Origin of the sequence: Pseudoxanthomonas broegbernensis (genome assembly GCF_014202435.1) — a bacterium.
GTDB classification, from domain to species: Bacteria; Pseudomonadota; Gammaproteobacteria; order Xanthomonadales; family Xanthomonadaceae; genus Pseudoxanthomonas; species Pseudoxanthomonas broegbernensis.
The window spans coordinates 51,655-78,022 of record NZ_JACHGU010000004.1 but is presented as its reverse complement, the minus strand read 5'-3'; the positions used below and the strand labels follow the sequence as shown (position 1 = coordinate 78,022).

Below are 26,368 nucleotides of genomic sequence, written 5' to 3'. Positions count from 1 at the left end.
TCGGCGGCCACTCCCGGGTAGGAAGTTCCCCACGCGGGCCCCACGGCCCGCCCTGCGCTGGTGGACAGTGCGTGGTGGTGGGCTGCCGCTTGCACGTCCTGTCAATGTTTCGGGCCGGCGCGGCGTGCCTTGCCCGCCGGATCGTGCCCCGTTCGCCATCAGGCGCCCCTGCAAAGGCCTTCCGTACGGGCCCACGCCATGACGTTGGCGACGATGCGGTCGCAACGTTCGCCGTCGAAGCTGAAGACGTCGCCGATCGCGATGTCGATCTCCTTCTCGAGGCTCTCGCGCAACAACGCGCGGGCGCGGAAATACCGTGTCCGCACCGTGGCTGCGGGGACGTCCAGGGCTTCCGCCACCTCGTCCACGCTCATTTCCTCGACCGCGCGCAGCATGAAGACGCTGCGGAACGCCTCTGGCAGCAGGCCGATGCGGGCCTCGATGAGGGCCCGGAGCTGCGACCGCTCGGCCGATTGTTCCGGTCCGCGGTCCGGAGCTTCGGTGAGCGCCGACTGCGTGTCGTTGGGCGACACCATGGCTGTCTCCAGAGGGATGATCTGCGCGCTCTTCCGGCGCAAGCGGCCAAGCGCCTCGTTCACTGCGATCCGGACCAGCCAGGTGGACAGCTTGCTCTCGGCGCGGAAATCGGAAAGCCTCCGCCAGGCCCTCATCCAGGCCTCCTGTGCGACCTCCTCGGCTTCGCCGTCACTTCGCACGATGCCGCGCGCGGTGCGGAACAGGAGCCGGTTATGGCGCCGCATGATCGCCTCGAAGGCGGCGCCGTCCCCCTGCGCCGCGAGTTTCGCCAACTCGGCATCCAGGACATCCCGGGAGTACAGGGCGGGAGCCGGACATTCGACCTTTTGCATCAACTCCTCCCGTGCTTCCGGAAATGCCGCCGGCCCCGGCCATTGTGCGCCCGGCCCGGCGGCTGGATCGCGGCCGCCAACGGCGCGCCCAGGGATTCGGGGCCTCTTGCGCATGCGGCCTTCAAGCGCATCGATGTTCCCGGGCACGCAGTTCAATGAACTCGCGCCGCAGAGCATCGTTTTCCAGGAAGGCGCCACGCATGACCGATGTGGTCATCACGGGTTGCCCATCCTCGATCCCGCGCCAGTGCATGCAGAAGTGGTTCGCATCCATCACCACGGCCAGGCCGTCGGGCCGGATGCGCCGCTCCAGTTCGTCGGCCAGCATGATCACGGCCTCTTCCTGGATCTGCGGCCGGCGCATGATCCAGTCACAGAGTCGCGCGAATTTCGAAAGCCCGATCAGCTCCGCGCCGGCATTGGGCAACACGCCGATCCATATCCTTCCCATGATCGGGCACAAGTGGTGCGAGCAGGCGCTGCGCACGGTGATCGGACCGACGATCATCAGCTCATCGAGCCGCGACACGTTCGGGAAGCTGGTGATCGGCGGCGCTGCGCGATACCGGCCCGCGAATACCTCCTCGACGAACATCTTCGCCACGCGGTGCGCGGTACGGATGGTGTTGTGATCGCTGCCGGTGTCGATCACCAGGGCGTTCAGTACTTCACTCATCCGGTTCTCGACCTCCAGGCGCAGCTCGTCCAGTTCGCCTTCCTCGATGAAGGCCGCGATGTTGTCGTTGGCCCGGAACATCTGTCCGGCCTTCCTGAGCCGTGCCCGGATCCGGCTGGATGTGGAGGTGTGTTCACAGGCAAGGGCCGGGGCGCGCAAGGCGTTGGGCATGGTCAGACTCCTGGTCGGCCGCGACGCGGCGCGGGCAGTGCCACGTTGCGGGTGGCCGGCCGATGCCGGGGACGTTGGGGGACGGCGTTCATCCGGACCGGCCACGCCCGATGCCGTGGCCATAGACCAGCTTCCCGCCAAACCAGCCGCCGATGGTCAGGGCGATGAACCCGCATGCGTCGAGCAGCAGCGAACATGCATCCGGCGCGACCGGCCGCAAGTGATCGAGCCGGAGGAGCAGCCGCGCCAGGAACAATGTGAAGGCGGCCAGCATCGCACCCATGTGCATCCAGGCGTCCCGCATTGGTGCGCCCTCGGGTACTAGGGGCAACTCCACCAGGCCTGCCAGCATGGCGATCAGGGCAGTCGAGCAACCGACGGCGAGCAGGCCGCCCGACCAGCGCCAGGCGGCTTCTCCCAGCCAGAGGCTGGCGAAGTCGGCGGCGACCGCAAGCGACCAGCAGGCCACCGGGAAGTGCACAAGCGCCGGATGCAGGGGATGGCGCATGGCATCAGAAGACCTGGGAGAGAACGGTCAGGAACCCGGCCACCGCGACGCCGGCATGAACCACGACAATGGCCCTGGGCGGCAGGCGCCTGCGCAGATGGAACGAGGCGAGGAGGAATCCGCCAAGGGCCGCGACCAGCAAGATCCCGAAACCGATCAGGACCGCTCGCGAGGCCTCCCCTTGGACCAACGCCACGATCAGCAGGATGAGCCCCAGCGCTCCAAGGCCGGCGTGCAGGAGCGAGACAGCCCAGGGGGGCAGTCGGCCGCGGAACACATGCCCGGCAAGATAGAGACCCCCGAGGGCGGCGATTGCGAATACGGTAACGGCGTAGTTGAGCATGTCGATCTCCTTGCGGTCGGAGTTGGCCGATGGTGAAAAGCCGCAAAGGGCGTCGTCGCCACCGCCGCTTTGCCCATCGTCGTTGTGTCTGACCATTCGATGCGGCCACGGGCCGTTGCGTTCCCGGATCGACGTTGCCGGCCCGGGCTGCAGTCGAAATCCCTGTCGTCCTGGGTGTCCCGGCGCCGCGGCTACCGATGGCCCGCTGGAGGGCTGCGAACGCCGGCCGGACCGTCACAGGCCCTTCCGTCGACACGTGCCGATGGTGCATCGCGTCAATGCCGCGCAACGGCTCGTGCAACGGGCCATGGCAGGCGCCGGGGATCGGAGCATCGCGGCGCTTGGAGTAAGCTTGGCGGCCAATCTCAGGGTAGGAAGTTCCCACGTGAGTGCTTCGGCCACCGCACTGGCGGGACAGCGGATACTGTTGTGCGTGGGCGGCGGCATCGCCGCCTACAAGTCGCTGGAGCTGGTCCGGCGCCTGCGCGACGCCGGCGCTGCGGTGCAGGTGGCCATGACCGCCGGCGCGCAGCAGTTCGTCACCCCGCTCAGCTTCCAGGCCCTGTCCGGCCACCCCACCCGGACCACCCTGTGGGACGGCGCCGCCGAGCAGGCGATGGGCCACCTGGAACTGGCGCGCTGGGCCGAGCGGGTGGTCGTCGCCCCGGCCACCGCCGACCTGCTGGCGCGGCTGGCCCATGGCCTGGCCGACGACCTGGTCGCGACCCTGTGCCTGGCCACCGAGGCGCCGCTGGCGGTGGTCCCGGCGATGAACCACCGCATGTGGCGGCACCCGGCCACCGAGGCCAACGTCGCCGCGCTGCGCGCGCGCGGGGTGCAGGTGATCGGCCCGGACGACGGCCCACTGGCCGAGGGCGAGTCCGGCCCCGGCCGGCTGAGCGAGCCGGAGGCCATCGTCGCCGCGCTGGCCGGCACCGCCGGCCCGGCGGTAGTCGCTTCCGGCCTACTGCAGGGCCTGAAGGTGGTGGTCAGCGCCGGCCCGACCTACGAGGACCTGGACCCGGTGCGCTACCTGGGCAACCGCAGCAGCGGCAAGATGGGCTTCGCCGTGGCCGACGCCGCCGCGCGCCAGGGCGCGCAGGTGGTGCTGGTGTCCGGCCCGGTGCAACTGGAAACCCCGCGCGGGGTGCGCCGCATGGACGTGCGCTCGGCCGCGCAGATGCGCCAGGCGGTGGCCGACGCCCTGCCGGCGGACATCTACGTCGGCGCCGCGGCGGTGGCCGACTACACCGCGCGCGCGTTCTCGCCCAGCAAGATCAAGAAGACCGGCACCGGCCAGTCCCTGGTCCTGGACCTGGTGCGCACCCCGGACATCCTGGCCGAGGTGGCCCAGCGCGCGGACGCCGGCCTGAAGCTGGTGGTCGGCTTCGCCGCCGAGACCGACAACGTGGCCGACTACGCGCGTCAGAAACTGACCGCCAAGCGCCTGGACCTGATCGTGGCCAACCGGGTGGGCGTACCCGGCAGCGGGTTCGAGAGCGACGACAACGCCATGACCGCCTACTGGCCCGGCGGCGAACGCGACTTCCCGCCCGCGCCCAAGGTGCGCCTGGCCGACGGCCTGGTCGAGCTGATCGCCGAGCGGCTGCGCGCATGATGGGGGCCGCCATGACCTGCCAGTTGGAGGTGAAGCTGCTGGACCCGCGCTTCGGCGATGCCTGGCCGATGCCGGAGTACGCCACCGCGGCCAGCGCCGGCATGGATCTGCGCGCGGCGCTGGATGCCGACCTGGCGCTGCAGCCGGGCGACGCGGCGCTGGTGCCCAGCGGGCTGGCCATCCACATCGCCGACCCCGGCCTGTGCGCGCTGGTGCTGCCGCGCTCGGGCCTGGGCCACCGCCATGGCATCGTGCTGGGCAACGGCACCGGCCTGATCGATGCCGATTACCAGGGCCCGCTGTTGATCAGCGTCTGGAACCGCGGCCGCGAGGCGTTCACGATCCGGCCGGGCGACCGCATCGCCCAACTGGTGCTGGCACCGATCGTGCGAGCGACACTCAAGGTGGTCGACACCTTCGCCGCCAGCGCGCGCGGCGCGGGCGGGTTCGGCCACACCGGCGTACGCTGAGACAGGGGAAGAGGCATGACCGAGATGGATGCAGGCAGGCGCGGATCGGGGCAGACCAAGCGGGCGGGGTTGCTGCTGGCGCTGCTGCTGATCCTGCTGGCCGCCTGGTTCGGCTGGAGCGGCGCGAACCTGTGGCGCGCCGATGCGCGCGAACAGCAACTGGCCGATGCCCGCGACCAGGCGGCCGCGGCGACGGCCGCGGCGGTGGGCGCCCAGGAGCGCGGCCTGGCCGAACGGCTGCAGGCGCCGGAGGTGCAGTCGGCCCTGGCGCAAGGCGATGCCGCGGCCGCCGCGGCGGCGCTGCGCGCGGCCTGGGAACAGGTGGAGGAGGTCGCGTTCTGGCGCGCGGGGCTGGGCGCGGCCTATGCCGAGGCCGCCGGCTTCGGCTATGCGCGGCTGGCGCTGCTGGAGCGTGCGCTCAGCAGCGGCGGGCCGGTGGCCGCGGTGGTCCGCGACGACGAACAGGCCCGCCTGGGCGTGGCCGCGCCGGTCGAGCTGGCCGGCGAGTCGGCGGTGGCCTACGCGCGCCTGCCGCTGCGCACGCTGACCGCCGGCTTCCAGCAGGTGCCGTTGCCCGAAGGCACCTACCTGGCGCTGCGCCAGGGCAACTACAACGTGTCCGAGCGCGGCGCCGGCTCGCTGTCGGGCAGCGCCGACGCGCTCTCGCGCGAGGTCGGCAAGACCGGCCTGCGCGCGGCGGCGGCGGTGCCCGACGCCGACGCGGCGCCGTTCCAGCTCGGCGCGACGGCCTGCCTGGCGGTGGCCGGCGTGCTGGCGTTCCTGGCGATCGTGGCCCTGCTGCTGGGCAGCGGGCGCCTGCAGCGCCTGCGCCGCCGCCGCGGCAACGCCGAGGCGACGCCGGACGAGCAGCCCACCTTCGGCCAGACCCTCGAGCGCGAGGCCGGCGACGCGCCCGCATCCGCCGCATCGGCGCAGCGTTCCGCGCCGGCGGAGCCGCCGTCGATGCCGGACGTGGCCCTGGACCCGGGCATCTTCCGCGCCTACGACATCCGCGGCGTGGTCGGCAAGCAGCTCACCCCGCAGGTGGCCGCGCGCATCGGCCAGGCCATCGGCAGCGTGATGGCCGAGCAGGGCCTGACCGACATCGTGGTCGGCCGCGACGGCCGCCTGTCCGGGCCGGAGCTCGTCGGCGGCCTGATCGAGGGCCTGCGCCGCGCCGGCCGCAACGTGATCGACGTGGGCATGGTGCCCACCCCGGTGGTGTACTTCGCCGCCTACCACCTGCGCGCCGGCAGCGGCGTGGCGGTGACCGGCAGCCACAACCCGCCCGACTACAACGGCTTCAAGATCGTGGTCGGCGGCGAGACCCTGTCCGGCGAGGCGATCACCGACCTGTACGCGCGCATCGCCGAGGGTCGCCTGCACCAGGCCGACCCGGGCGCGCTCAGCCAGCAGGACGTGGCCGAGGACTACATCCAGCGCATCGCCGACGACGTGCAGTTGGAGCGCCCGCTCAAGGTGGTGGCCGACGCCGGGAATGGTGTCGCCGGCGAGATCGCCCCGCGCCTGCTGGAGGCCATCGGCGCCGAGGTGATCCCGCTGTACTGCGACATCGACGGGACCTTCCCCAACCACCACCCGGACCCGAGCGAGCCGCACAACCTCGAGGACCTGATCCAGACGGTCAAGCAGTTCGACGCCGACATCGGCCTGGCCTTCGACGGCGACGGCGACCGCCTGGGCGTGGTGACCAAGGAAGGCAGGATCATCTTTCCCGACCGCCTGCTGATGCTCTACGCGGCCGACGTGCTGCAGCGCAACCCGGGCGCGATGGTGATCTACGACGTCAAGTGCACCGGCAAGCTGTCCGACTACATCCTGCGCCATGGCGGCAGCCCGCTGATGTGGAAGACCGGGCACTCGCTGATCAAGTCCAAGATGCGCGAGACCGAGGCCGAGCTGGCCGGCGAGATGAGCGGCCACTTCTTCTTCAAGGAGCGCTGGTACGGCTTCGACGACGGCCTGTACTCGGCCGCGCGGCTGCTGGAGATCCTGGCCGGCCGCATGGAGGCCCCCTCGGAGGTGCTGGACGAATTGCCCGACGGGGTGTCCACGCCGGAGATCAAGGTGCCGGTGGACGGCGACCCGCACGCGATCGTGGCGCGGTTCGCCGCGGCCGCGCAGGTCGAGGACGCCCCGTTCGCGGGCGCGCGCCTGACCACCATCGACGGCCTGCGCGCGGACTGGAACGACGGCTGGGGGCTGCTGCGCGCCTCCAACACCACGCCGGTCCTGGTGCTGCGCTTCGAGGCCGACGACGAGGCCACGCTGTCGCGCATCCGCGACCTGTACCGCGAGCAGTTGCGCACCCTGTTGCCGGAGGATGCACCGCTGGAGTTCTGACCGTGGCCGGCGCGGCGCGTCTTCTCGCGGCACGGCCGCGCCGCGCTACCCCCCGGACACGGCCGGCGGGTCGAACGCGCCGCGCGCGCCCGGCGCATCGTTGCTCTTGAGGGTGCGGAAGCGTTCCACGATCTCGTCGATCTCCGCATCCAGCGCCCCGCGCTGGCGTTCGAAGCTGCGTTGCAGCGACTGGTGGTAGATCAACTGCGCATGGCGGTGGCGGATGTCGTCGGCCAGCTTGTCCGGCACCGGCTTGCCGCCCAGCTCGCGCTCGCCGGCCACGCGCAGCAGGGTGACCAGGCCCTCGCGCAGGCTGGTCACGTTGTAGCGCGCGGTCTGGATGCTGTTGTCGACCAGGGTGAGGCGCTCGGTGAAGACCCGGCGCAGCTCGTCCTCGTCCTGGAAGGTGGTGAGGATCGCCTGGTCGGTACGGCGGCGGGTCTCGGCCGCCAGCGCCTCGGTGCGGCGCCGCGCCTCCTCCTCGGCCCGGGCGGCGCGCTCCTCGTCGGTCAGCGCGCGCTGCACCTCGCCGGTGCGCATGCCGCTGTGCAGGCTGATCTCCTCGCGCGCGGCGGCCATGGCCTCCGGCGGCAGCGAATCGGCGCAGACGCGCTGGCCGTTCTGGTCCCAGCAGTAGAGCTTCTTGGCGCTGGCCGGCTTCTGCTGGGCGGTGGCCAGGATCGGTACCAGGGCCACGCACATCGCCCACGGCGCCAGCGATCGGGAATGGATCGGCATCACGGCAGCCCCCTGCTGTCAGTCAGCCCGTCGGATCGCACCCGTAGCGGGCCCGGTAGGCCAGGAGCGGGGCATGGTGTGCCACAAGTTTGTCGTTTCCGGCGGCGAATGCAAGCAGGTCGGCCAGGCCGGCCACCGCGTGGACCGGCACCCCGGCCTGCGCGGCCACCGCCTGCGCGGCCGAGCGGCGGTCGCCGTCGGCGGCGATCTCCTGCCGATCCAGGGCCACGACGATCCCGGCGACGGTACCGCCTGCGCCGGAGATGATGTCCAGCGCCTGGCGGATGGCGGTGCCGGCGGTGATCACGTCGTCCACCACCAATACCCGGCGCCCGGCCAGCGCCGCGCCGATCAGGCTGCCGCCCTCGCCGTGGGCCTTGGCCTCCTTGCGGTTGAACGCCAGCGGCAGGTCGCGGCCGCGGCGCGCGTACTCGCAGGCCAGCGCGGTGGCCAGGGGGATGCCCTTGTAGGCCGGGCCGAACAGCAGGTCGAACTCCAGCCCGGCGGCGTCGATCGCGTCGGCGTAGCAGGCGGCCAGCGCCGCCAGGCGGGCGCCGCGGTCGAAGCGCCCGGCGTTGAAGAAGTAGGGCGAGACCCGGCCGGACTTGAGGGTGAACTCGCCGAAGCGCAGGGCGTCGGCGTCCAGGGCCAGTTGCAGGAAGCGGGTGCGGTGGTCGGACATGGGCGGAAAGACGGAGCGGGGTGGCAAAGCATACCCGGCGGGTCGCGGACCATGTACTGGCTGGTGGCTAGCGTGCGGACGCGCTTGCGGAGCCAGTCCACCATCGCACCGCGCGATGAAAGCTCGTAGGCATCCTTCTCGGCGAGATCGGGGCATTCTGCCGCCAGCACGCCAATGATCGACTGTGTGATCGCCGATGCACCGCATCGCAGGCAGCGCACGCCGATATCGCTGTGGTTGAGGCGGATATGGATTCTGTCATGCCGGTTACCGCCGGTCCTGGCCCACGACCGTGCCGCCGGCGAACCCGATGACGGGCCGCGAGACGCCCGGCTTCCGGTGGTTGCCGGCGCGGCGCGCGGCGCTGGGGCGTTCCCTGGATGAACTGATCGTCGGTCCGGTGTCTTCGCAGGCGCCCCGGGACGTGGTCCGGGAGGCGTCGGAGCTGTACATCGGAAACGCCGAAGAAAGGAACCTGCTGGTCCGCTATCGGACGCTGCCGCCCATGCGGCGCCAGGCCTTGCTGGCGTTGATCAAGCCAGCGAAGTGAGGACGGGGGCGCTTCCCCGGCGGAGGGACCGCCGGCCGGTGGCTGCCATCGGAATCTTGCAGGGCAAGGCGGCTCTCGAGGTTCGCGCGCCCTCGCGTCGCCGTCTGAAGTCGGTGCCTACAAGGATGGCGACGGGTCGGCCGCCGCAGGCGATGGCGAAAGGAGGCGGCGTGCGTGGGGATTGGTTAGGCTAACGGCGAATTTTCGTCTCCGTATCGACCGCATGCGCATCATCAGCTTCAACGCCAACGGCCTGCGCTCGGCCGCCAGCAAGGGTTTCTTCGATTGGTTCGCCGCGCAGGACGCGGACGCGCTGTGCGTGCAGGAAACCAAGGCGCAGGAACACCAGTTGGCCGGCCCCGGGTTCCTGCCCGCCGGCTACCGGGCGTGGTTCCGCGACGCCACCACCAAGAAGGGCTACAGCGGCGTGGCCATCTACGCCCGGCGCGAGCCGGACGAGGTGCGCACCGCGCTGGGCTGGCCGGAGTTCGACGAGGAAGGCCGCTACATCGAGGCGCGCTTCGGCAACCTGAGCGTGGTGTCGTTCTACATCCCGTCCGGCTCCTCGGGCGAGCTGCGCCAGGGCTACAAGTTCCAGGTCATGGAGTGGCTCAAGCCAATCCTGGACCAGTGGCTGGCCAGCGGCCGCGACTACGTGTTGTGCGGGGACTGGAACATCGTCCGCACCGAGCGCGACATCCGCAACTGGAGGTCGAACCAGAAGAACTCCGGCTGCCTGCCGCCGGAGCGCGACTGGCTCAACGGCCTGTGCGCCGACACGGCCGAGGAGGCCGACGCGAACGCCGGCCGCGGCTGGGTCGACGCCTACCGCGCGCTGCATCCGCAGGGACAGGACTACACTTGGTGGAGCAACCGCGGCGCGGCCCGGGCCAACAACGTGGGCTGGCGGATCGACTACCAGTTCGTCACCCCCTCGCTGCGCGAGCGGCTGCGCGCCTGCTCGATCCACCGTGCCGACCGCTTCTCCGACCACGCGCCGTTCACCGTGGACTACGCCACCGCGGGCCCTGCGGGCGCCGGCCGGTGAGCCAGGCCGTACGGCCCGAGGCCCGGGCGGGCGATGCGGCGGCGAAGAAGCCGCCGTACAGGGGCTGGGCCGGCATCCGCCGCGCCTTCGGCACGCCCTCGGCGCTGACCATGGCGGTGCTGGGCTTCGGCTGCGGCCTGCCGTTCCTGCCGATCGCCTCGATGACGCTGTCCACGCGCCTGCGCGATTCCGGGCTGGACCTGGGCAGCATCGGCCTGATCAGCCTGGCCAGCTTCTTCTACCTGCTCAAGTTCCTGTGGGCGCCGCTGATCGATCGCTACGTGTTCGCGCCGCTGGGGCCGCTGGGCCGGCGCCGCTCCTGGCTGCTGGCCGCGCAACTGGGCGTGGCCGCGGGCCTGGCGGCGCTGGCCTTCACCCGGCCGGAGCTGGGCGTGGCGCCGCTGGTGGGCTGGGTGCTGTTCACCTCCTTCGCCGGGGCGACCCAGGATTCGGTGGTGGACGCCTACCGCATCGAGATCGCCCCGGTGCAGGCCCAGGCCGCGCTGGCGGCGACCTACACCCTGGGCTACCGCATCGGCCTGATCCTGGGCGGCGCCGGCGCGCTGTACCTGGCCGAGTTCGCCGACTGGAAGGCCGCCTACCTGGGCATGGCCGCGCTTATGGCGCTGCCGCTGCTGGCCACGCTGCTGTCGCGCGAGCCGGCCGCGCCGGAAGCCACGGTGCAGCGGCGGATCGATTTCATCGGCGCGTTCTGGCAGCCGTTCTCCAGCTTCTTCGCCAGCAACGGCTGGGCGCTGGGGCTGGCGCTGCTGGTGTTCGTGGGGCTGTTCAAGTTCCCCGACCAGGTGATCGGGGTGATGGCCGGGCCGTTCTACCTGGATTCGGGCTACACCAAGGCCGACATCGCCACCGTGTCCAAGCTGTACGGCATCTGGGCCGGCATCGGCGGGGCGTTCCTGGGCGGGCTGTGCGTGGCCGCGTTCGGTTTCCGGAAGATGCTGTTCGTGGCCGCGCTCGGGGTGGCGCTGTCCAACCTGGCGTTCCTGCTGATGGCGCAGTATCCCTCGCAGATCTGGGCGTTCTACGCGGCCATCACCGCCGACAACGTGTCGCAGGGCTTCGCCGGCACGGTGCTGGTGGCGTTCATGTCCTCGCTGACCGACCGCAACTTCACCGCCACCCAGTTCGCGCTGCTGGTGTCGCTGGCCAACCTGCCGGGCAAGTTCGCCGGCGGCGTGTCGGGGTACGTGGTCCAGGCCAGCTCCTATTCGGCCTTCTTCGTGCTCAGCGCGCTGACCGTGGTGCCCACCCTGCTGCTGCTGGCCTGGCTGTGGCCGCGCATCCGCGAGGCGCCGCCGCCCACCGGCTAGCGACGCCGGGGCGATTCCCCGCCACCGTCAATCCGTGGCAGTCTTCGCCGCAATCCTCCGCAAGGCTGTCGACGCCATGACCGACCTGGTGCTGCGCGACATCGATCCGATCCTGGCCGAACGCATCCGCCGCGTGGCCGCGGCCCGTGGCTGGAGCGTGGACGAGACCCTCCTGCGCCTGCTCGAGCAGGGCCTGTTCGCCTCCGAGCAGGAAGTGCGCGGCGGCTTCGAGAACGTCGAGGTGGTCGCCCTGTCCGATGCGATCGCCGCGCTGAAGATGCTGCCGGCCGGCAAGGGTTTCTGAGCGCGGCGTATCGCCGGTTGCCGCATCCGCCGGTGGAGGCGGCTTGGCCGGCGACCCCCGGCAGGAACCGGCGGCCAACGGCCCGCCAGCCATGCGTAGGCCGCTGTGCGGCCCCCTTCAGGCCGGATGCACCACGCCCAGCACCCGCGGCCCGCGCGCGCCGGTGACCGCCGGCAGGTTGCCCGGCCGCCCGGCCAAAGCCTCGCGCGCCAGCCAGGCGAAGGCCATGGCCTCCACGAAATCCGGGTCCAGGCCGTGCGCGGCGGTGGACTCCACCGCCACCCCGGGCAGGCGCGCGGCGATGCGCCGCATCAGCGGCCCGTTGCGCACGCCGCCGCCGCAGGCGAGTACCCGCGCGGTGCCGGGCTGGTGCGCTCGCAGCGCGTCGGCCAGGGTGGCCGCGCTCAGTTCCAGCAAGGTGGCCTGGACGTCGGCCGGCGACTCGCCGCCGCGCAGGCCGGCCTGCACCCAGTCCAGGTGGAACTGCTCGCGGCCGGTGCTCTTGGGCGGCGGCTGCGCGAACCACGGTTCGCCGAGCAGGCGCGCGAGCAGGGCGTCGTCGACCGTGCCGCTGGCGGCGAAGGCGCCGTCGGCATCGTACGCGGCGCCGGTGTGGCGCAGGCACCAGGCATCGAGCAGGGCGTTGGCCGGCCCGGTGTCGAAGCCGCGCACCTGTCCCGTGCGCGGCAGCAGGGTGTAGTTGCCGATGCCGCCGAGGTTGAGCACGGCGCGGTCCTCGTGCGGCGCGTGCAGCAGCGCGGCGTGGAAGGCCGGCACCAGCGGCGCGCCCTGGCCGCCGGCGGCCACGTCGCGGCGGCGGAAGTCGGCCACGGTGGCGATGCCGGTGCGCTCGGCGATCACGCTGCCGTCGCCGAGTTGCATCGTGAACGGGGCATCGCCATGCGGGCGGTGGCGCGCGGTCTGCCCGTGCGAACCGATCGCCGCGACCCGGGCCGAAGCGACGCCCGCGTCTTCCAGCAAGGCCAGGGCGGCCGTGGCGAAGGCCTGGGCCACCTGCACGTCCAGCCGGCCCAGTTCGTCCAGCGAGGCCGGCTCGCCGCCCTGGCCCAGCGCAACCAGGCGCTCGCGCAACGCCGGCGCCCAGGCATGCACGCGCGCGGCATGCAGGCGCAGGCCCTCGGTTGCGTTGGCGCCGGGGAACTCGACCAAGGCCGCGTCGATGCCGTCGGCGCTGGTGCCGGAGATCAGTCCGATGAACAGGTGCGACATGCGGCCATTGTAGGAGCCGGCTCCGGCCAGCGACATGATGCCGGCTCAGCGGGGGCTGCCGCCGCGCCGGCCTGGCCGCTGCCGCATCCGGCGTTTGCGATGGCGACAAGCGTGGCCGCGCGGGCGCCGGCTCAGCCGCGCTTGTCGCGGGGCTTGTCCTGGGGCGCCGCCGCGGCGGTGGCGAACATCAGCTTTTCCATCGACTCGATCCGGGCCAGGGCCGGTGCGGCCTGGGCGCGGAAGGCGGCCAGCTCGGCGCCCTTGAGCGGCTCGGGCGGCGGCATGGTCACCGACAGCGGGTTGCGGTGCGCGCCGTTGACCCGGAACTCGTAGTGCAGGTGCGGGCCGGTGGCCATGCCGGTGGAGCCGACGTAGCCGATCACCGAGCCCTGCGCCACCTGCTGGCCGCGCTTGATCTTGCCGAAGCGCGACATGTGCGCGTACAGCGTGGTGTGGCCGCGGCCGTGGTCCAGGATCACCACGTTGCCGTAGCCGCGCTGCTGGCCGACGAACTGCACGCGCGCGTCGCCGGCGGCCATGATCGGGGTACCGGAGGCGGCGGCGTAGTCCACGCCCTTGTGCATGCGCATGCTGCCCAGCACCGGGTGCCGGCGCGCGCCGAACTTGGAGGACAGGCGCGCATAGGGGATCGGCATGCGGATGAAGCTCTTCTTCAGCGGGCGGCCGTCCTGGGTGAAGAACTGGGCCTTGCCGTCGCGCTCGAAGCGGAAGCCGGTGTAGGTCTTGCCGCCGGTGGTGAAGGTGGCCGCGAGGATGCGGCCGGAGCCGATCCGCTCGCCGTCGCGCCAGGTCTCCTCCACCACCGCGCTGAAGCGGTCGCCCGGCTGCACGTCCTTGAAGTCGATGTCGTAGGAGAAGATCTCGTCGGTCATCACCGCGATGGCGGCGGGGCTCAGGCCGGCCTTGCGCCCGGCCGCGTACAGCGAGTGGTCGATCTCGGCGCCGGCCACGGCCACGCGGGTGGTGGTGGCCCGCTCCAGCACCTTCTCGCGGACCTTGCCGCCGGCCAGGCTCAGCTCCACGCGCTGGGTCGGGCTGCGGTCGAAGCGGAAGCCCAGCAGCGCACCGTCCTCGCCGCGGGCGAAGGCCAGCTCGGCGCCGGGGCGCAACCGGGTCAGCGTCTCGCGGTTGCCCGGCTGTTCGAGGATGCGGTGCATGGTCTCGGCGGGCACGCCCATGGACTGGAACAGGCCGCCCAGGGTCTGGCCCGGCTGCACCTGGAGCACGTCCCACGGCTGGCCGGGCTGGCTGGCGAGTGGCGGCCGCACGGTCTGCGGCGGCAGGCTCAGCGGCAGGGTGGCGTGCAGCGGCAGGGCCGGCTGCAGTTGCGAGGAGAAGCCCGGGACGATGGTGGCCAGCAGCGCGCCCACGGTGGCGAACAGGCTGGCATGCAGCCAGTGGCGGCGGGTCCAGCGGGTGTTGAAGGCGGCCGGGAAGCGTTCCTTGAGGGTGCGGTGCAGGTGGTTGCCGTGGAGGACGCCGAGGCGTTCGTGGAACTGGTGCCGGCGGACGGAGCCGTGGTCGGTCAGGGGCATGCGGTCGGCTTCCTTCACGGGACCCCGGAATGCGGCCCATGGGGCGGTAAAATAGTCAGCTCAAATCTGTGCGTCAAACCATTGAAGAACCTGGCCTTTTCGCTGGCGTTCCGGTTAACGCGCACTTAACATCGCATTCAACTTTGTAGACCCCCGCAACGTGGAGCCGCCTGTGCCGTCCGTCGAACAATCCCTTGCCCTGATCGGCCGCGGCGCCGACGAGATCCTCAAGCGCGACGAGCTGGAGGCGCGGCTGACCGCTTCGATGAAGGCGGGGGGCCGTCCGCTGCGGGTCAAGGCCGGCTTCGACCCCACCGCGCCGGACCTGCACCTGGGGCACACGGTGCTGCTGAACAAGATGCGCCAGTTCCAGGACCTGGGGCACCAGGCGATCTTCCTGATCGGCGACTTCACCGGGATGATCGGCGACCCTTCCGGCAAGAGCGCCACCCGCAAGCCGCTGACCCGCGAGGACGTGCTGGCCAACGCGCAGACCTATGCCGACCAGGTGTTCAAGGTACTGGACCGGGAGCGCACCGAGGTGCGCTTCAACAGCGAGTGGTTCGGCAACATGAGCGCGGCCGACATGATCCGCCTGGCCGGCCAGCACACGGTGGCGCGCATGCTCGAGCGCGACGACTTCGCCAAGCGCTACGCGGCGCAGCAGTCCATCGCCATCCACGAGTTCCTCTACCCGCTGGTGCAGGGCTACGACTCGGTGGCCCTGCGCGCGGACGTGGAGCTGGGCGGCACCGACCAGAAGTTCAACCTGCTGATGGGCCGCGGCCTGCAGGAGCACCACGGCCAGGCCCCGCAGATCGTGCTGACCATGCCGCTGCTGGAAGGCCTGGACGGGGTCAACAAGATGAGCAAGTCGCTGGGCAACTACATCGGCATCGCCGAGCCGGCGATCGACATCGTGACCAAGACGATGAAGGTCGGCGACGAGCTGACCTGGCGCTGGATCGAACTGCTCAGCTTCGACATCTCCGCCGCCGAGGCGGCCGGGCTGCGCGCGGACGTGGCATCGGGCGCGCTCAACCCGCGCGAGGTCAAGCTGCGCCTGGCGCGCGAGCTGGCCACCCGCTTCCATGGCGCCGCCGCGGCCGAGCAGGCCGTCGCCGGCTGGCAGGCGGTGGTCACCGGCCAGGGCGACACCTCGGCCGTGCCGCTGCAGGACGTGCCGGTGCCGGCCGAGGGGCTGCGCATCGCCGCGCTGCTCACCGCCGCCGGCATCACCCCCTCCAACTCCGAGGCCAACCGCAAGCTCAAGGAGCGCGCGGTGAAGGTCGACGGCGCGGTGGTCGAGGACCCCGGCGCCACCTTCGCGCCCGGCTTCCAGGGCGTGCTGCAGGTGGGCAAGCGCAACTTCGCCCGGGTGCGCCTGGTCGCCGGCTAGCCGGGCAGGGCGAGCGACTCAGGCCATGGCCGGCTGCTCGCCGGCATGCAGGACCACCCGGTTGCGGCCGCCGCGCTTGGCCGCGTACAAGGCCTCGTCGGCGCGGCGCTGCAGCTCGGCCAGGTCGGCGGCGGCCGTGTCCAGGCACACCCCGAAGCTGGCGGTCACCAGCAGCCCGTCCGGCGCCGGCGCGGCCATGCGCATGTCCTCCACGGCGCCCCGGATGCGCTCGGCCAGTTGCGCCGCGCCGCACGACTCCGGTCCGGTGAGCACCACCAGGAACTCCTCGCCGCCCATGCGCGCGAACAGGTCGGTCTCGCGGATGCAGGCGCGCACCGCCTCGCTGAGCCGCTGCAGGACCAGGTCGCCGATGTCGTGGCCGTGGCCGTCGTTGATCCGCTTGAAGTGGTCCACGTCCAGGGCGATCACGGCCATCGAGGCGCCGCGGTCCAGTTGCTGCAGTTGCGGCTCCAGGCGGGCGTACAGGCCGCGGCGGTTGAGCGTGCCGGTGAGCGGGTCCTCCATCGCGCTGGCCTGCAGCGCCTCGGCGGCGCGGAAGCTGGCCAGCATCAGCATGCAGAAGTTGAACAGGAACCACATCGACAGGTCGATGTTGACCCAGGCCTCGTTGGCGCCGTAGTGGCCGCCGAGCGCATGCACCAGGTCGCGGCCGTACAGCGCGCCCAGGACCAGGCTGCCGGCCAGCATCAGCCGCGCCGGCAGCCGCGCCGGCGGCGTGTCCAGGCGGCGCAGTTGGAACAGCATCACCCCCAGCAGGACCAGCTCGACCGCGCTCATCGCCGCGCCCTGCGAGCGCAGCGGGTCGCCATGCAGCCAGGCCGCCAGCGGCAGCAGCAGCAGCAGCGCCAGCAGCGCCCGCTCGTGCGCGTGCAGCGAGCGCCGGCCGGCGAACTTGATCACCGCCCCGGCCATGACCGCAAGGCCGGCGCAGGCCATGGCCGAACCGGCCGCGGCGATGGCCGCGGAGAAGTCGCCGGCGGCCTGCCGGTCCAGCGCCTGGGCCGAGCCGTCGAGCATGGCCGCGCCCAGCGAGAACAGGTAGTGGCCCACGCCCCACGACGCGATGCCGTGGACCCCGCGCGCCACGCGCGCGACATAGGCGAACAGGCCCAGCAGGATCAGCGCCAGGACGCAGTCGCTGAGCAGCAAGTGGTAGAAATCGGTGGTCATCCTTCCTCCCCCAGGCGATGGCCGGGGAGGAATATGCCTCATCCCGGTGCGCCGCGCTCGCCCGCGGCGTCCGCCGCCGTCAGTCGCCCAGGGTCAGCAGCGAGGCGTTGCCGCCGGCGGCGGCGGTGTTGACCGTCACCGTCTTCTCGGTGGCGAAGCGCGCCAGGTAGTGCGGGCCGCCGGCCTTGGGGCCGGTGCCGGACAGACCCTGGCCGCCGAACGGCTGCACCCCGACCACCGCGCCGATCTGGTTGCGGTTGACGTAGATGTTGCCCACCTTCGCCCGCGAGACGATGCGCTCCACGGTGCCGTCGATGCGCGAGTGGATGCCCAGGGTCAGGCCGTAGCCGGTGGCGTTGATCTGGTCGATCACCGCGTCGAGCCGGTCGGCGTTCCAGCGGATCACGTGCAGCACCGGGCCGAACACCTCGCGCTGCAACTGCGACAGCGAGGCCAGTTCGTAGGCGCGCGGGGCGAAGAAGGTGCCCAGCGCCAGGTCCGAATCCAGCGGTGCGGTGGCGATGGGGGCGGCCTCGCGGTCCATCCGCTGGGTGTGCGCCTTCAGCGCCTCCAGGGCGTCGGCGTCGATCACCGGGCCCACGTCGGTGGACAGCAGGGCCGGGTCGCCGACCTTCAGCTCGGCCATCGCCCCGGCCAGCATCGACACCACCTTGTCGGCGATGTCGGCCTGCACGAACAGCACCCGCGCCGCCGAGCAGCGCTGGCCGGCGGAGGTGAAGGCGCTGGCCACCGCGTCCTTGACCAGTTGCTCGGGCAGGGCCGAGGAGTCGGCGATCAGCGCGTTCTGGCCGCCGGTCTCGGCGATCAGCGCCGCGATGGGCGCCTGCTCGCGCGCGGCCAGGGCGCGGTTGATCGCGCGCGCGGTCTCGGTGGAGCCGGTGAAGGCCACGCCGGCCACGCGCGCGTCGCCGGTCAGCGCCGCGCCGACCGTGGCGCCGTCGCCCGGCACGAACTGCAGCGCCTTCTCCGGCACGCCCGCCTCGTGCAGCAGCTTCACCGCCGCGTATCCCACCAGCCCGGTCTGCTCGGCCGGCTTGGCGATGGCGCTGTTGCCGGCGGCCAGCGCCGCGGCCACCTGGCCCAGGAAGATCGCCAGCGGGAAGTTCCACGGGCTGATGCAGACGAACACGCCGCGGCCCTGCAACTGCAGTTCGTTGGATTCCCCGGTCGGCCCGGGCATGCGCTCGGGCGCCGCGAACAGCGCGCGCGCCTGGGCGGCGTAGTAGCGCAGGAAGTCCACCGCCTCGCGCACCTCGGCCACCGCGTCGGGCAGGGTCTTGCCCGCCTCGCGCACGCACAGCGCCATGAACTGCGGCATGCGCTGTTCCAGCAGGTCGGCGGCACGTTCGAGGATGGCGGCGCGGCGCCCGGCCGGGGTGCGGTCCCAGGCCGGCTGCGCGGCCACGGCATTGGCCAGGGCGGTGTCGACGGTGGCCGCGTCGGCCGGCTGCCACTGGCCGACGACCTGGCGGCGGTCGGCCGGGTTGCGCACCGGCAGCGGTTCGCCGGCCGGGGCCGCGCCGGGCACCAGCGGCGCGGCGCGCCAGGGGCCGGCGTGTTCGTCCAGGCGCGCGGCCAGGGCCTTGAGTGCGTCGTCGTCGGCGAGGTTGGCGCCCATGGAGTTGTCCCTGTCGTGGCCCTGCGGGCGGTAGAGGTCGCGCGGCAGCGGGATGCGCGGGTGGGGGATGGAATCGAAGCCGGCCACGGCGGCCACCGGGTCCTGGACCAGGTCGGCCACGGCCACGTCCTCGTCGGTGATGCGGTTGACGAAGCTGGAGTTGGCGCCGTTCTCCAGCAGCCGGCGCACCAGGTAGGGCAGCAGGTCCTCGTGGCTGCCCACCGGCGCGTAGACGCGGCAGGGCACGTCCAGGCGGTCGGCGGGCACCACCTCGGCGTAGAGGTCGTCGCCCATGCCGTGCAGCTTCTGGTGCTCGTAGGGGCGGCCGTCGGCGAGCGCGCGGACCGCGGCGATGGTCTGCGCGTTGTGGGTGGCGAACATCGGGTAGAGCGCGTCGCCGTGGTCGAGCATGCGCCTGGCGCAGGCCAGGTAGGACACGTCGGTGTTCTGCTTGCGGGTGAACACCGGGTAGCCGGGCAGGCCCTCGACCTGGGCGCGCTTGACCTCCGCGTCCCAGTACGCGCCCTTGACCAGCCGCACCGGCATGCGCCGGCCCGCCCGGCGCGCCAGGTCGGCCAGGAAGTCGATCACGTACGGCGCCCGCTTCTGGTAGGCCTGCACCGCCAGGCCGTAGCCCTCCCAGCCGTCCAGGGAAGGGTCGGGGAAGGTCGCCTCGACGATGTCCAGCGACAGCTCCAGGCGCTCGCTCTCCTCGGCGTCCACCGTGTAGCCGATGCCGTGGGACCTGGCCAGTTGCGCCAGCTCCAGCACCGCCGGCGCCAGCTCGGCCATCGCCCGCGCGCGCTTGGCGTGCTCGTAGCGCGGGAACAGCGCCGAGAGCTTGATCGAGATGCCGGGCGCGGCGAGGACATCGGCGCCCTGGCGCTGCGGAGCATGGTGTATCCCGATGGCGTGGATCGCATCGCGGTAGGCCTGCAGGTAGCGCCTGGCGTCGGCCATCGTCAGCGCGCCCTCGCCGAGCATGTCGAACGAATAGCGGTAGGCGGCGTTGCCCCCCTTCCGGGCGCGGGCCAGGGCCTCGGAGATCGTGCGCCCCATGACGAACTGGTGGCCCATGATCCGCATCGCCTGGCGCACGGCCACGCGCACCACCGGCTCGCCGACCCGGCCGACCAGGCGCTTGAGCGCGCCGCGCACGTCGTGGCGGGTGAGGTCGTTGAGCTGGACCAGCCGGCCGGTGAGCATCAGCCCCCAGGTCGAGGCGTTGACCAGCACCGACTCGCTCCGGCCCAGGTGCTTCTCCCAGTCGGCCTCGCCGAGCTTGTCGCGGATCAGCTTGTCGGCGGTTTCCTGGTCGGGGATGCGCAGCAGGGCCTCGGCCACGCACATCAGCAGCACGCCTTCCTCGCTGCCCAGGTCGTACTGGTGCATGAAGGCCTCGATCGCGCCCTGGTCCCGGGCGCGGGCGCGGACCCGCAGCACCAGGTCGGTGGCCAGGGCGTCGGCCTGGGCCTGCGCGGCCGGCGCCAGCCGCGCCTGGTCCAGCAGCCCGGCCACGTGCCCGGCCTCGTCGCGCAGCCAGGCGGCGGTGATCGCCGCGCGCAGCGGCGGCGCAGGCGCCCGGGGAGCGTCCAGCAGCGGGAACCGGCCGCCGGCGGGGGGAAGGGCGCTGCCGGGGCGGGGATCGGGCGTGGCGGTCATGGCATCGCTCGGGAGAAACGGGGTGCGGCACCGGCTGCGCCGGGGGGAGGGGAGCGGCGCAGCCGGGAACGTGCCGCCAGGACGATGATGGCCAAGCCGGCGTGTAGCCGGCTTGACGGATTCCCCCGCCAGGGCCGCCCGGACCGGCACAAACCCGCCCGCCCGGCCGAACCGGGGCCCCTGGAGGCGCGCTCAGGCCTGGCGCAGGGCGCGGTATTCGCGCGGGGTCATGCCCACCAGCGCCACGAAGCGCCGGGTGAACGCGCTCTGGTCGCCGAAGCCGCAGGCCTGGGCGATCTGGGCGATGCTCTCCGGCCCGCCGTGCAGCCGGTGCATCGCGGCCTGGATGCGGATCCGGGTGAGCAGTTGCAGCGGCGCCAGTTGGAACACCTTGTGGAAGGTGCGCTCCAGCTTGGACTCGGAAAAGCCGGTGATCGCCAGCAGGTCGTGGATGCGGATGTTCTCGGCGTGGTGCCGGTTCATGTGCACCAGCGCCTCGCGCAGGGAGCCGTAGTCCGCCTCCAGCCCCTCGCGGCCGGCCAGGTCGCGGGAGATGCCGATCAGCCCGACCACCTCGCCGTCCGCCCGCAGCGGGCGCTTGCAGGTCAGGCACCAGCCCGGCTCCTGGTCGGAGAACAGGTGCAGTTCCAGCACGTTGTCGATCACCGCCCCGGCCAGCACCTGCCGGTCCTGCAGGCCGTAGTTGGCGGCCAGCCCGCCCGGATACACGTCGCCGGCGCGCTTGCCGATGATGTCCCGGCGCGAGCGCAGGCCCAGCCGGCGCAGCATGGTCGCGTTGACGTGGGTGTAGCGGCCCTCGCGGTCCTTGATGAAGAACAGCACTTCCGGGATCGAGTCGAACAGCGCCTCGACCTCGGCGGCATCCACGGTGGAGGAAGCGGGCTTCACGGCGATCCGCGCGGGAGGGACGGGCCGGGGCGCGGCTGCGCACCGGGTGGCGCCGATTCTACGGCCCGCCCGGCCCGCGCGCCCGCGCGGTGCCCCGGCCCGCCGGCCGCCGCCGCCGCGCGCGTGCGCCGCGCGGCCTGCGCGGGGCTTGCACAGGATCAATGCGAGTTGCCGCTGGGCGTGCCGAACGCTTACCATCTTGGGGTTTTCCGCAGGCTGCATCTGGCGGTGGGCAACGTGATTGAGGTGGTGTCGCGGGGTTCCGGCGAGGCCGGCGCGCAGCTCAGGCTGCGCCCGCCGCGGGTCCTGACGGCCCGCCAGTTCAAGGCGTTGTTCGCCGCGCTGGCGGGGGCGATGTGGCTGACGGCCGGGCTCGGCTGGCTGGCCGGCAATGCCTTCGCCCCGGCCTTCGCGCTGCTGCATAGCGCGGGGGTCGCGCTGGCGCTGCGCTGGCTGTGGCGCAGCGGGGAACGCGGCGAGGAGATCGCCATCGGTCCCGGGGCGGTGGAAGTCCGCCGCGGGGCCGGCGCCGTTTTCAGCGCCCACCCGTACTGGGTGCGGATGCAGGTGCAGGCGGACGGCGGAAGGATCATGCTGTCCTCCAGCGGCAGGCATGTGGAGGTGGGCGCTTTCCTGGGCCCGGCCGAACGCACGCAACTGGCGCGGTGTTTGAAGGAATTCCTCGCGGCCGCCGGTGGCCGCAACCGATGACGCAACTAGGGTCTAGGCAATGATGCAAGCGAAGGGATGGTGGAAGCGGTGGACGGCGGCAGGCGCGCTGATGGCGGCTCCTGCGCTGGCCTGGGCCCAGTCGGCGGACCCGCACCGCTGGCAACTGAACATGGGGCGCGGCGTCACCCCCTCCTCGCAGAACGCCTACGACGCGCACATGATCGTGCTGTGGATCTGCGTGGCGATCGGCATCGTCGTGTTCGCCGCGATGGGCTATGCGATGTTCAAGTTCCGCAAGTCCAAGGGCGCGGTCGCCGCCCAGTTCACCCACAACACCACCGCCGAGATCGTCTGGACCACCATCCCGGTGGTGCTGCTGATCGCGATGGCCTGGCCGGCCACGGCCAAGCTGATCGCCATGTACGACACCCGCGAGGCGGAGATGACCGTCAAGGTCACCGGCTACCAGTGGATGTGGAAGTACGAATACCTGGGCGAGGGCGTGGAGTTCACCAGCCGCCTCGACCAGGAATCGGACCGCATCCGCCAGAGCGGCGAGCGCCCGGACCCGGAGAAGCACCCCTACTACCTGCTGGACGTGGACAAGCGCCTGGTCCTGCCGGTCGACACCAAGGTCCGCTTCGTCATCACCGCCGACGACGTCATCCACGCCTGGTGGGTGCCGGCGCTGGGCTGGAAGCAGGACGCGGTGCCCGGGATCATCAACGAGGCCTGGGCCAGCATCCACACCCCCGGCGTGTACCGCGGCCAGTGCGCCGAGCTGTGCGGCAAGGACCACGGCTTCATGCCGATCGTGGTCGAGGCGGTGTCCAAGGAGGAGTTCGCCCGCTGGCTGGCCTCGCAGAAGCCGGCCCCGGCCGCCGAGCCCGCGCCCGCCGCCGAGGAGACCGTGCCGGCCGACCCGGCCGCCGAGGACGCCGGAGAAGACCAAGCGCCCGTCGCCGGGACCGTGCCGGCCTGACCCGGACACGACGCACAGGCCCGCCGAGGCGGGCCGCCACGCAGACCGCATTGCAGAGGTAACACGCCATGGCCCATTCCGCAGTCGACCACCACGACGACCACCACGGCCACAAGCAGGGGTTCTTCGAGCGTTGGTTCTTCTCCACCAACCACAAGGACATCGGCACGCTGTACCTGTTGTTCTCCTTCACGATGTTCATCGTCGGCGCGGCGATGAGCGTGATCATCCGCCTGGAGCTGATGCACCCGGGCCTGCAGCACGTCACCCCCTACTTCTTCAACCAGATGACCACCGTGCACGCGCTGGTCATGATCTTCGGCGCGGTGATGCCGGCCTTCGTGGGCCTGGCCAACTGGATGATCCCGCTGCAGATCGGCGCGCCGGACATGGCCCTGCCGCGCATGAACAACTGGTCGTTCTGGCTGCTGCCGGTGGCCTTCAGCCTGCTGCTGATCACCCTGGTGCTGCCGGGCGGCGCGCCGGCCGGCGGCTGGACCATGTACCCGCCGCTGTCGCTGCAGGGCGGCTACAACGTGGCCTTCACCATCTTCGCCATCCACGTGGCCGGCATCAGCTCGATCATGGGCGCGATCAACATCATCGCCACCGTGCTCAACATGCGCGCCCCGGGCATCGACCTGCTGAAGATGCCGATCTTCTGCTGGACCTGGCTGATCACCGCCTTCCTGCTGATCGCGGTGATGCCGGTGCTGGCCGGCGCGGTGACCATGCTGCTGACCGACAAGTTCTTCGGCACCAGCTTCTTCTACGCGGCCGGCGGCGGCGACCCGGTGATGTACCAGCACATCTTCTGGTTCTTCGGCCACCCCGAGGTCTACATCATGATCCTGCCCGCCTTCGGCGTGGTCAGCGAGATCATCCCCACCTTCAGCCGCAAGCCGCTGTTCGGCTACCAGGCCATGGTCTACGCCACCGCGGCCATCGCCTTCCTGTCGTTCATCGTCTGGGCCCACCACATGTTCACCGTGGGCATGCCGCTGGGCGGCGAGATCTACTTCATGTTCGCCACCATGCTGATCTCGGTGCCGACCGGGGTGAAGGTGTTCAACTGGGTCAGCACCATGTGGAAGGGCTCGCTGACCTTCGAGGCGCCGATGCTGTGGTCGGTGGCGTTCGTGATCCTGTTCTCCATCGGCGGCTTCTCCGGGCTGATGCTGGCCATCGTGCCGGCCGACTTCCAGTACCACGACACCTACTTCGTGGTGGCGCACTTCCACTACGTGCTGGTGACCGGCGCGGTGTTCGCGCTGATCGCCGCGGTCTACTACTGGTGGCCCAAGTGGACCGGCCGCATGTACAACGAGAAGTGGGCCAAGGTGCATTTCTGGTGGACGATGGTGTTCTCCAACCTGCTGTTCTTCCCGCAGCACTTCCTCGGCCTGGCCGGCATGCCGCGCCGCATCCCGGACTACAACGTGGCGTTCGCCGACTGGAACCTGGTCAGCTCGATCGGCGCGTTCGGCATGTTCGTCACCCCGTTCCTGATGGGCGCGATCCTGCTGTCCTCGCTGCGCAGCGGCGCCAGGGCCGAAGCGCGGGCGTGGGAGAGCGCCAAGGGCCTGGAGTGGACCGTGCCGTCGCCGGCGCCGCACCACACCTTCGCCGCGCCGCCGGTCATCAAGGACGGCGACCTGGCCCACGGCGACGTCAGCCACTGAGGCGGGTTCCTCGCAAAGGCCCGCATCGTTGATGCGGGTCCCTCGCAAAAGCCGGCGCATCCATGTGCCGGGATTGGACAGGAAAACGACGTGACCGCACCGACCGACAACCAGGACCGCACGCAGCGCCGCAAGGGCGTGATGCGCACGGCGTGGGTGGTCGGCGTCATCGCGATCGCGATCTACGTCGCGTTCATCCTGTCCGGGGTGCTGGCGGCATGAGCGCGCCGCGGACCCCGGACAAGCGCGGCGCGGGCGGGCTGAAGCTGGTCGGCGTGGCGCTGGCCGCGTTCGCCTTCACCTTCTCGCTGGTGCCGCTGTACCGGGTCGCCTGCGAGAAGGTGTTCGGCATTCGCCTGGAGCAGGGGCCGGGGCAGGTGCGCGAGGGCGCGGCCGCGGCGGCGGCGCGGCAGTCGCGCACGGTGACCGTGCAGTTCGACGGCGGGGTGAACTCCAAGCTGCCGTGGGCGTTCCACCCCGAGCAACTGACCATGAAGGTGGTGCCGGGCGAGTTGAACGAGGCCCTGTACTTCGCCCGCAACGACAGCGACCACGCCATCGTCGGCAGCGCGGTGCCCTCGGTGGCGCCGGCGCGGGCCTCGGGCTACTTCACCAAGACCGAGTGCTTCTGCTTCACCGCCCAGACCCTGGAGCCGGGCGAGCAGCGCGACATGCCGGTGCGCTTCGTCGTCGACCCCGGCCTGCCGGCCGACGTGAAGACCATCACCCTGTCCTACACTTTCTTCAAGAACGATGCCTTGACCGCGCGACTGGGCGCGGCCTCGGCCTCGAACATGCCGCACGCGGCGCCCTGACCAGAGCAACGGATACCCACGCCATGGCCCAACCCCCGACCGACGCCACCAACTACTTCGTGCCGGCCAGGAGCAAGGCGCCGATCTTCGCATCGGCGTCGATGTTCGTCCTGGTGATGGGCGTGGCCATCTGGTTCAACGAGGTCGCCTGGGGCAAGTGGGCGTTCTTCACCGGCATCGCGATGATGATCGCCACCCTGTTCTACTGGTTCGGCGAGGTCATCCGCGAGTCGCAGGGCGGCCACTACAACCGGCAGGTCGACGGCTCGTTCCGGATGGGGATGATCTGGTTCATCTTCTCCGAGGTGATGTTCTTCGGCGCCTTCTTCAGCGCGCTGTTCTACACCCGCCAGTTCACCCTGCCGTGGCTGGGCGGCGAGGGCGACGGGGTGATGACCAACGCCTTGCTGTGGGACGGCTACAGCGCCGCCTGGCCGAGCGCCGGCCCGGGCCAGGTGGGCGGGCAGTTCCAGACCATCCCGGCCTGGGGCCTGCCGCTGGTCAACACCCTGATCCTGCTGACCTCGGGCGTGACCCTGACCATCGCCCACCACGCGCTCAAGGCCGGCAAGCGCGGTGCGCTGCTGCTGTGGCTGGGGCTGACGGTGGTCCTGGGCATGGTGTTCCTGTTCTTCCAGGCGGAGGAATACGTCCACGCCTACCGGGAGCTGAACCTGACCCTGGGCTCGGGCATCTACGGCTCGACCTTCTTCATGCTCACCGGCTTCCACGGCGTGCACGTGGCGCTGGGCACCATCATGCTGGCGGTGATGTGGGGCAGGGCGTTCAAGGGCCACTTCACCCGCGACCGCCACTTCGGCTTCGAGGCGGCGGCCTGGTACTGGCACTTCGTGGACGTGGTGTGGCTGGGCCTGTTCCTGTTCGTCTACGTGCTGTGAGGCGATGAGGGGAGCCGGCGAGTCCGGTTCCCCGCGTCTCGGGCCTGCCTGCAGGCCTGC

Annotated in this window: 25 protein-coding genes; 14 read left to right on the top strand and 11 right to left on the bottom strand. The window is 71.4% G+C overall.

Translation table 11 applies throughout. The features are described from left to right. Positions 1-158: 158 nt before the first annotated feature. From HNR76_RS09520 to HNR76_RS09505, 4 genes are all read right to left on the bottom strand, one after another. Positions 159-869 carry an RNA polymerase sigma factor gene (locus HNR76_RS09520; protein WP_162310649.1) on the bottom strand — a complete coding sequence of 237 codons (711 nt, stop codon included), beginning with the start codon at positions 867-869 and terminating at the stop codon, positions 159-161. A gap of 121 nt (positions 870-990) precedes the next feature. Next, entirely contained in the window at positions 991-1,716 is a 726-nt protein-coding gene (folE, locus tag HNR76_RS09515; protein WP_162310650.1) for a GTP cyclohydrolase I, read from the bottom strand. An 88-nt stretch (positions 1,717-1,804) separates the two neighbouring features. Further along, entirely contained in the window at positions 1,805-2,224 is a 420-nt protein-coding gene (locus HNR76_RS09510) for a DUF2231 domain-containing protein (protein ID WP_162310651.1), read from the bottom strand. A gap of 4 nt (positions 2,225-2,228) precedes the next feature. Beyond that, positions 2,229-2,567: a hypothetical protein gene (locus HNR76_RS09505; protein ID WP_162310652.1), complete on the bottom strand. Its 339-nt coding sequence runs from the start codon at positions 2,565-2,567 to the stop codon at positions 2,229-2,231. A 385-nt stretch (positions 2,568-2,952) separates the two neighbouring features. Here HNR76_RS09505 and coaBC point away from each other — a divergent pair, with 385 nt between their 5' ends. The 3 genes from coaBC to HNR76_RS09490 are packed head-to-tail and all read left to right on the top strand — an operon-like array spanning position 2,953 to position 7,019. Continuing rightward, positions 2,953-4,185 carry a bifunctional phosphopantothenoylcysteine decarboxylase/phosphopantothenate--cysteine ligase CoaBC gene (gene coaBC / locus HNR76_RS09500; protein WP_249065630.1) on the top strand — a complete coding sequence of 411 codons (1,233 nt, stop codon included), beginning with the start codon at positions 2,953-2,955 and terminating at the stop codon, positions 4,183-4,185. An 11-nt stretch (positions 4,186-4,196) separates the two neighbouring features. Then, a complete protein-coding gene (gene dut / locus HNR76_RS09495) occupies positions 4,197-4,655 on the top strand; it encodes a dUTP diphosphatase (protein WP_183982239.1) in 459 nt (152 codons plus the stop codon). Positions 4,656-4,670: 15 nt separating this feature from the next. Beyond that, positions 4,671-7,019, top strand: a complete 2,349-nt coding sequence (locus HNR76_RS09490; protein ID WP_162310655.1) for a phosphomannomutase/phosphoglucomutase — start codon at positions 4,671-4,673, stop codon at positions 7,017-7,019. Between the two features lie 45 nt (positions 7,020-7,064). Here the strand turns inward: HNR76_RS09490 and HNR76_RS09485 are convergent, their stop codons facing one another. Beyond that, positions 7,065-7,721: a hypothetical protein gene (locus tag HNR76_RS09485; RefSeq protein ID WP_162310686.1), complete on the bottom strand. Its 657-nt coding sequence runs from the start codon at positions 7,719-7,721 to the stop codon at positions 7,065-7,067. A 58-nt stretch (positions 7,722-7,779) separates the two neighbouring features. Continuing rightward, on the bottom strand, positions 7,780-8,439 hold the full coding sequence (gene pyrE, locus HNR76_RS09480) for an orotate phosphoribosyltransferase (RefSeq protein WP_162310656.1): 660 nt from the start codon (positions 8,437-8,439) through the stop codon (positions 7,780-7,782). Positions 8,440-8,749: 310 nt separating this feature from the next. On the opposite strand from pyrE, the gene HNR76_RS09475 reads away from it, so the two are divergent. The 4 genes from HNR76_RS09475 (at position 8,750) to HNR76_RS09460 (ending at position 11,672) form a co-directional block, all read left to right on the top strand. Further along, on the top strand, positions 8,750-8,989 hold the full coding sequence (locus tag HNR76_RS09475; RefSeq protein WP_162310657.1) for a transcriptional regulator: 240 nt from the start codon (positions 8,750-8,752) through the stop codon (positions 8,987-8,989). A 223-nt stretch (positions 8,990-9,212) separates the two neighbouring features. Further along, on the top strand, positions 9,213-10,037 hold the full coding sequence (locus tag HNR76_RS09470; protein ID WP_162310658.1) for an exodeoxyribonuclease III: 825 nt from the start codon (positions 9,213-9,215) through the stop codon (positions 10,035-10,037). Beyond that, a complete protein-coding gene (locus tag HNR76_RS09465; RefSeq protein ID WP_162310659.1) occupies positions 10,034-11,368 on the top strand; it encodes an AmpG family muropeptide MFS transporter in 1,335 nt (444 codons plus the stop codon). Before HNR76_RS09470 ends, HNR76_RS09465 begins: the two co-directional genes overlap by 4 nt. A 76-nt stretch (positions 11,369-11,444) precedes the next feature. Then, entirely contained in the window at positions 11,445-11,672 is a 228-nt protein-coding gene (locus tag HNR76_RS09460; RefSeq protein WP_162310660.1) for a hypothetical protein, read from the top strand. Between the two features lie 117 nt (positions 11,673-11,789). Here the strand turns inward: HNR76_RS09460 and HNR76_RS09455 are convergent, their stop codons facing one another. Both HNR76_RS09455 and HNR76_RS09450 read right to left on the bottom strand, forming a co-directional pair. Beyond that, positions 11,790-12,902 (bottom strand): anhydro-N-acetylmuramic acid kinase, encoded by a 1,113-nt coding sequence (locus HNR76_RS09455; protein WP_162310661.1) that lies wholly within the window; start codon positions 12,900-12,902, stop codon positions 11,790-11,792. A gap of 131 nt (positions 12,903-13,033) precedes the next feature. Next, a complete protein-coding gene (locus HNR76_RS09450; RefSeq protein ID WP_162310662.1) occupies positions 13,034-14,458 on the bottom strand; it encodes a peptidoglycan DD-metalloendopeptidase family protein in 1,425 nt (474 codons plus the stop codon). Between the two features lie 172 nt (positions 14,459-14,630). Between HNR76_RS09450 and tyrS the strand changes: the two genes are divergently transcribed. After that, positions 14,631-15,857, top strand: coding sequence for a tyrosine--tRNA ligase (tyrS, locus tag HNR76_RS09445; RefSeq protein ID WP_162310663.1), 1,227 nt, complete (start codon positions 14,631-14,633; stop codon positions 15,855-15,857). 18 nt (positions 15,858-15,875) lie between these two features. Here the strand turns inward: tyrS and HNR76_RS09440 are convergent, their stop codons facing one another. The 3 genes from HNR76_RS09440 to HNR76_RS09430 form a co-directional block, all read right to left on the bottom strand. After that, a complete protein-coding gene (locus HNR76_RS09440) occupies positions 15,876-17,048 on the bottom strand; it encodes a GGDEF domain-containing protein (protein WP_162310664.1) in 1,173 nt (390 codons plus the stop codon). A gap of 79 nt (positions 17,049-17,127) precedes the next feature. Continuing rightward, positions 17,128-20,349: a bifunctional proline dehydrogenase/L-glutamate gamma-semialdehyde dehydrogenase PutA gene (putA, locus tag HNR76_RS09435; RefSeq protein WP_183982209.1), complete on the bottom strand. Its 3,222-nt coding sequence runs from the start codon at positions 20,347-20,349 to the stop codon at positions 17,128-17,130. Positions 20,350-20,541: 192 nt separating this feature from the next. Beyond that, positions 20,542-21,258 carry an AraC family transcriptional regulator gene (locus tag HNR76_RS09430; RefSeq protein WP_162311964.1) on the bottom strand — a complete coding sequence of 239 codons (717 nt, stop codon included), beginning with the start codon at positions 21,256-21,258 and terminating at the stop codon, positions 20,542-20,544. Positions 21,259-21,495: 237 nt separating this feature from the next. Between HNR76_RS09430 and HNR76_RS09425 the strand changes: the two genes are divergently transcribed. The 6 genes from HNR76_RS09425 to HNR76_RS09405 all read left to right on the top strand — a co-directional run bounded on the left by HNR76_RS09425 (position 21,496) and on the right by HNR76_RS09405 (position 26,308). Then, positions 21,496-21,969 carry a DUF2244 domain-containing protein gene (locus HNR76_RS09425; RefSeq protein ID WP_162311969.1) on the top strand — a complete coding sequence of 158 codons (474 nt, stop codon included), beginning with the start codon at positions 21,496-21,498 and terminating at the stop codon, positions 21,967-21,969. 19 nt (positions 21,970-21,988) lie between these two features. Beyond that, positions 21,989-22,912 carry a cytochrome c oxidase subunit II gene (coxB, locus tag HNR76_RS09420; RefSeq protein WP_162311963.1) on the top strand — a complete coding sequence of 308 codons (924 nt, stop codon included), beginning with the start codon at positions 21,989-21,991 and terminating at the stop codon, positions 22,910-22,912. A gap of 68 nt (positions 22,913-22,980) precedes the next feature. After that, positions 22,981-24,594: a cytochrome c oxidase subunit I gene (ctaD, locus tag HNR76_RS09415; RefSeq protein ID WP_162311962.1), complete on the top strand. Its 1,614-nt coding sequence runs from the start codon at positions 22,981-22,983 to the stop codon at positions 24,592-24,594. A gap of 90 nt (positions 24,595-24,684) precedes the next feature. Further along, positions 24,685-24,816, top strand: a complete 132-nt coding sequence (locus tag HNR76_RS15605; RefSeq protein WP_281383386.1) for a hypothetical protein — start codon at positions 24,685-24,687, stop codon at positions 24,814-24,816. Then, on the top strand, positions 24,813-25,409 hold the full coding sequence (locus HNR76_RS09410) for a cytochrome c oxidase assembly protein (RefSeq protein WP_162311961.1): 597 nt from the start codon (positions 24,813-24,815) through the stop codon (positions 25,407-25,409). Before HNR76_RS15605 ends, HNR76_RS09410 begins: the two co-directional genes overlap by 4 nt. 23 nt (positions 25,410-25,432) lie before the next feature. After that, on the top strand, positions 25,433-26,308 hold the full coding sequence (locus HNR76_RS09405) for a cytochrome c oxidase subunit 3 (RefSeq protein ID WP_162311960.1): 876 nt from the start codon (positions 25,433-25,435) through the stop codon (positions 26,306-26,308). Positions 26,309-26,368 lie beyond the last annotated feature (60 nt).

What these genes read in the sequence shown, in the direction of transcription:
- HNR76_RS09520 (WP_162310649.1), bottom strand. Translation starts at nt 869, where the DNA reads ATGCAAAAGGTCGAATGTCCGGCTCCCGCCCTGTACTCCCGGGATGTC.
- folE (WP_162310650.1), bottom strand. Translation starts at nt 1,716, where the DNA reads ATGCCCAACGCCTTGCGCGCCCCGGCCCTTGCCTGTGAACACACCTCC.
- HNR76_RS09510 (WP_162310651.1), bottom strand. Translation starts at nt 2,224, where the DNA reads ATGCGCCATCCCCTGCATCCGGCGCTTGTGCACTTCCCGGTGGCCTGC.
- HNR76_RS09505 (WP_162310652.1), bottom strand. Translation starts at nt 2,567, where the DNA reads ATGCTCAACTACGCCGTTACCGTATTCGCAATCGCCGCCCTCGGGGGT.
- dut (WP_183982239.1), top strand. Translation starts at nt 4,197, where the DNA reads ATGACCTGCCAGTTGGAGGTGAAGCTGCTGGACCCGCGCTTCGGCGAT.
- HNR76_RS09490 (WP_162310655.1), top strand. Translation starts at nt 4,671, where the DNA reads ATGACCGAGATGGATGCAGGCAGGCGCGGATCGGGGCAGACCAAGCGG.
- HNR76_RS09485 (WP_162310686.1), bottom strand. Translation starts at nt 7,721, where the DNA reads ATGTGCGTGGCCCTGGTACCGATCCTGGCCACCGCCCAGCAGAAGCCG.
- pyrE (WP_162310656.1), bottom strand. Translation starts at nt 8,439, where the DNA reads ATGTCCGACCACCGCACCCGCTTCCTGCAACTGGCCCTGGACGCCGAC.
- HNR76_RS09475 (WP_162310657.1), top strand. Translation starts at nt 8,750, where the DNA reads ATGACGGGCCGCGAGACGCCCGGCTTCCGGTGGTTGCCGGCGCGGCGC.
- HNR76_RS09470 (WP_162310658.1), top strand. Translation starts at nt 9,213, where the DNA reads ATGCGCATCATCAGCTTCAACGCCAACGGCCTGCGCTCGGCCGCCAGC.
- HNR76_RS09460 (WP_162310660.1), top strand. Translation starts at nt 11,445, where the DNA reads ATGACCGACCTGGTGCTGCGCGACATCGATCCGATCCTGGCCGAACGC.
- HNR76_RS09455 (WP_162310661.1), bottom strand. Translation starts at nt 12,902, where the DNA reads ATGTCGCACCTGTTCATCGGACTGATCTCCGGCACCAGCGCCGACGGC.
- HNR76_RS09450 (WP_162310662.1), bottom strand. Translation starts at nt 14,458, where the DNA reads ATGCCCCTGACCGACCACGGCTCCGTCCGCCGGCACCAGTTCCACGAA.
- HNR76_RS09440 (WP_162310664.1), bottom strand. Translation starts at nt 17,048, where the DNA reads ATGACCACCGATTTCTACCACTTGCTGCTCAGCGACTGCGTCCTGGCG.
- putA (WP_183982209.1), bottom strand. Translation starts at nt 20,349, where the DNA reads ATGACCGCCACGCCCGATCCCCGCCCCGGCAGCGCCCTTCCCCCCGCC.
- coxB (WP_162311963.1), top strand. Translation starts at nt 21,989, where the DNA reads ATGATGCAAGCGAAGGGATGGTGGAAGCGGTGGACGGCGGCAGGCGCG.
- ctaD (WP_162311962.1), top strand. Translation starts at nt 22,981, where the DNA reads ATGGCCCATTCCGCAGTCGACCACCACGACGACCACCACGGCCACAAG.
- HNR76_RS09410 (WP_162311961.1), top strand. Translation starts at nt 24,813, where the DNA reads ATGAGCGCGCCGCGGACCCCGGACAAGCGCGGCGCGGGCGGGCTGAAG.
- HNR76_RS09405 (WP_162311960.1), top strand. Translation starts at nt 25,433, where the DNA reads ATGGCCCAACCCCCGACCGACGCCACCAACTACTTCGTGCCGGCCAGG.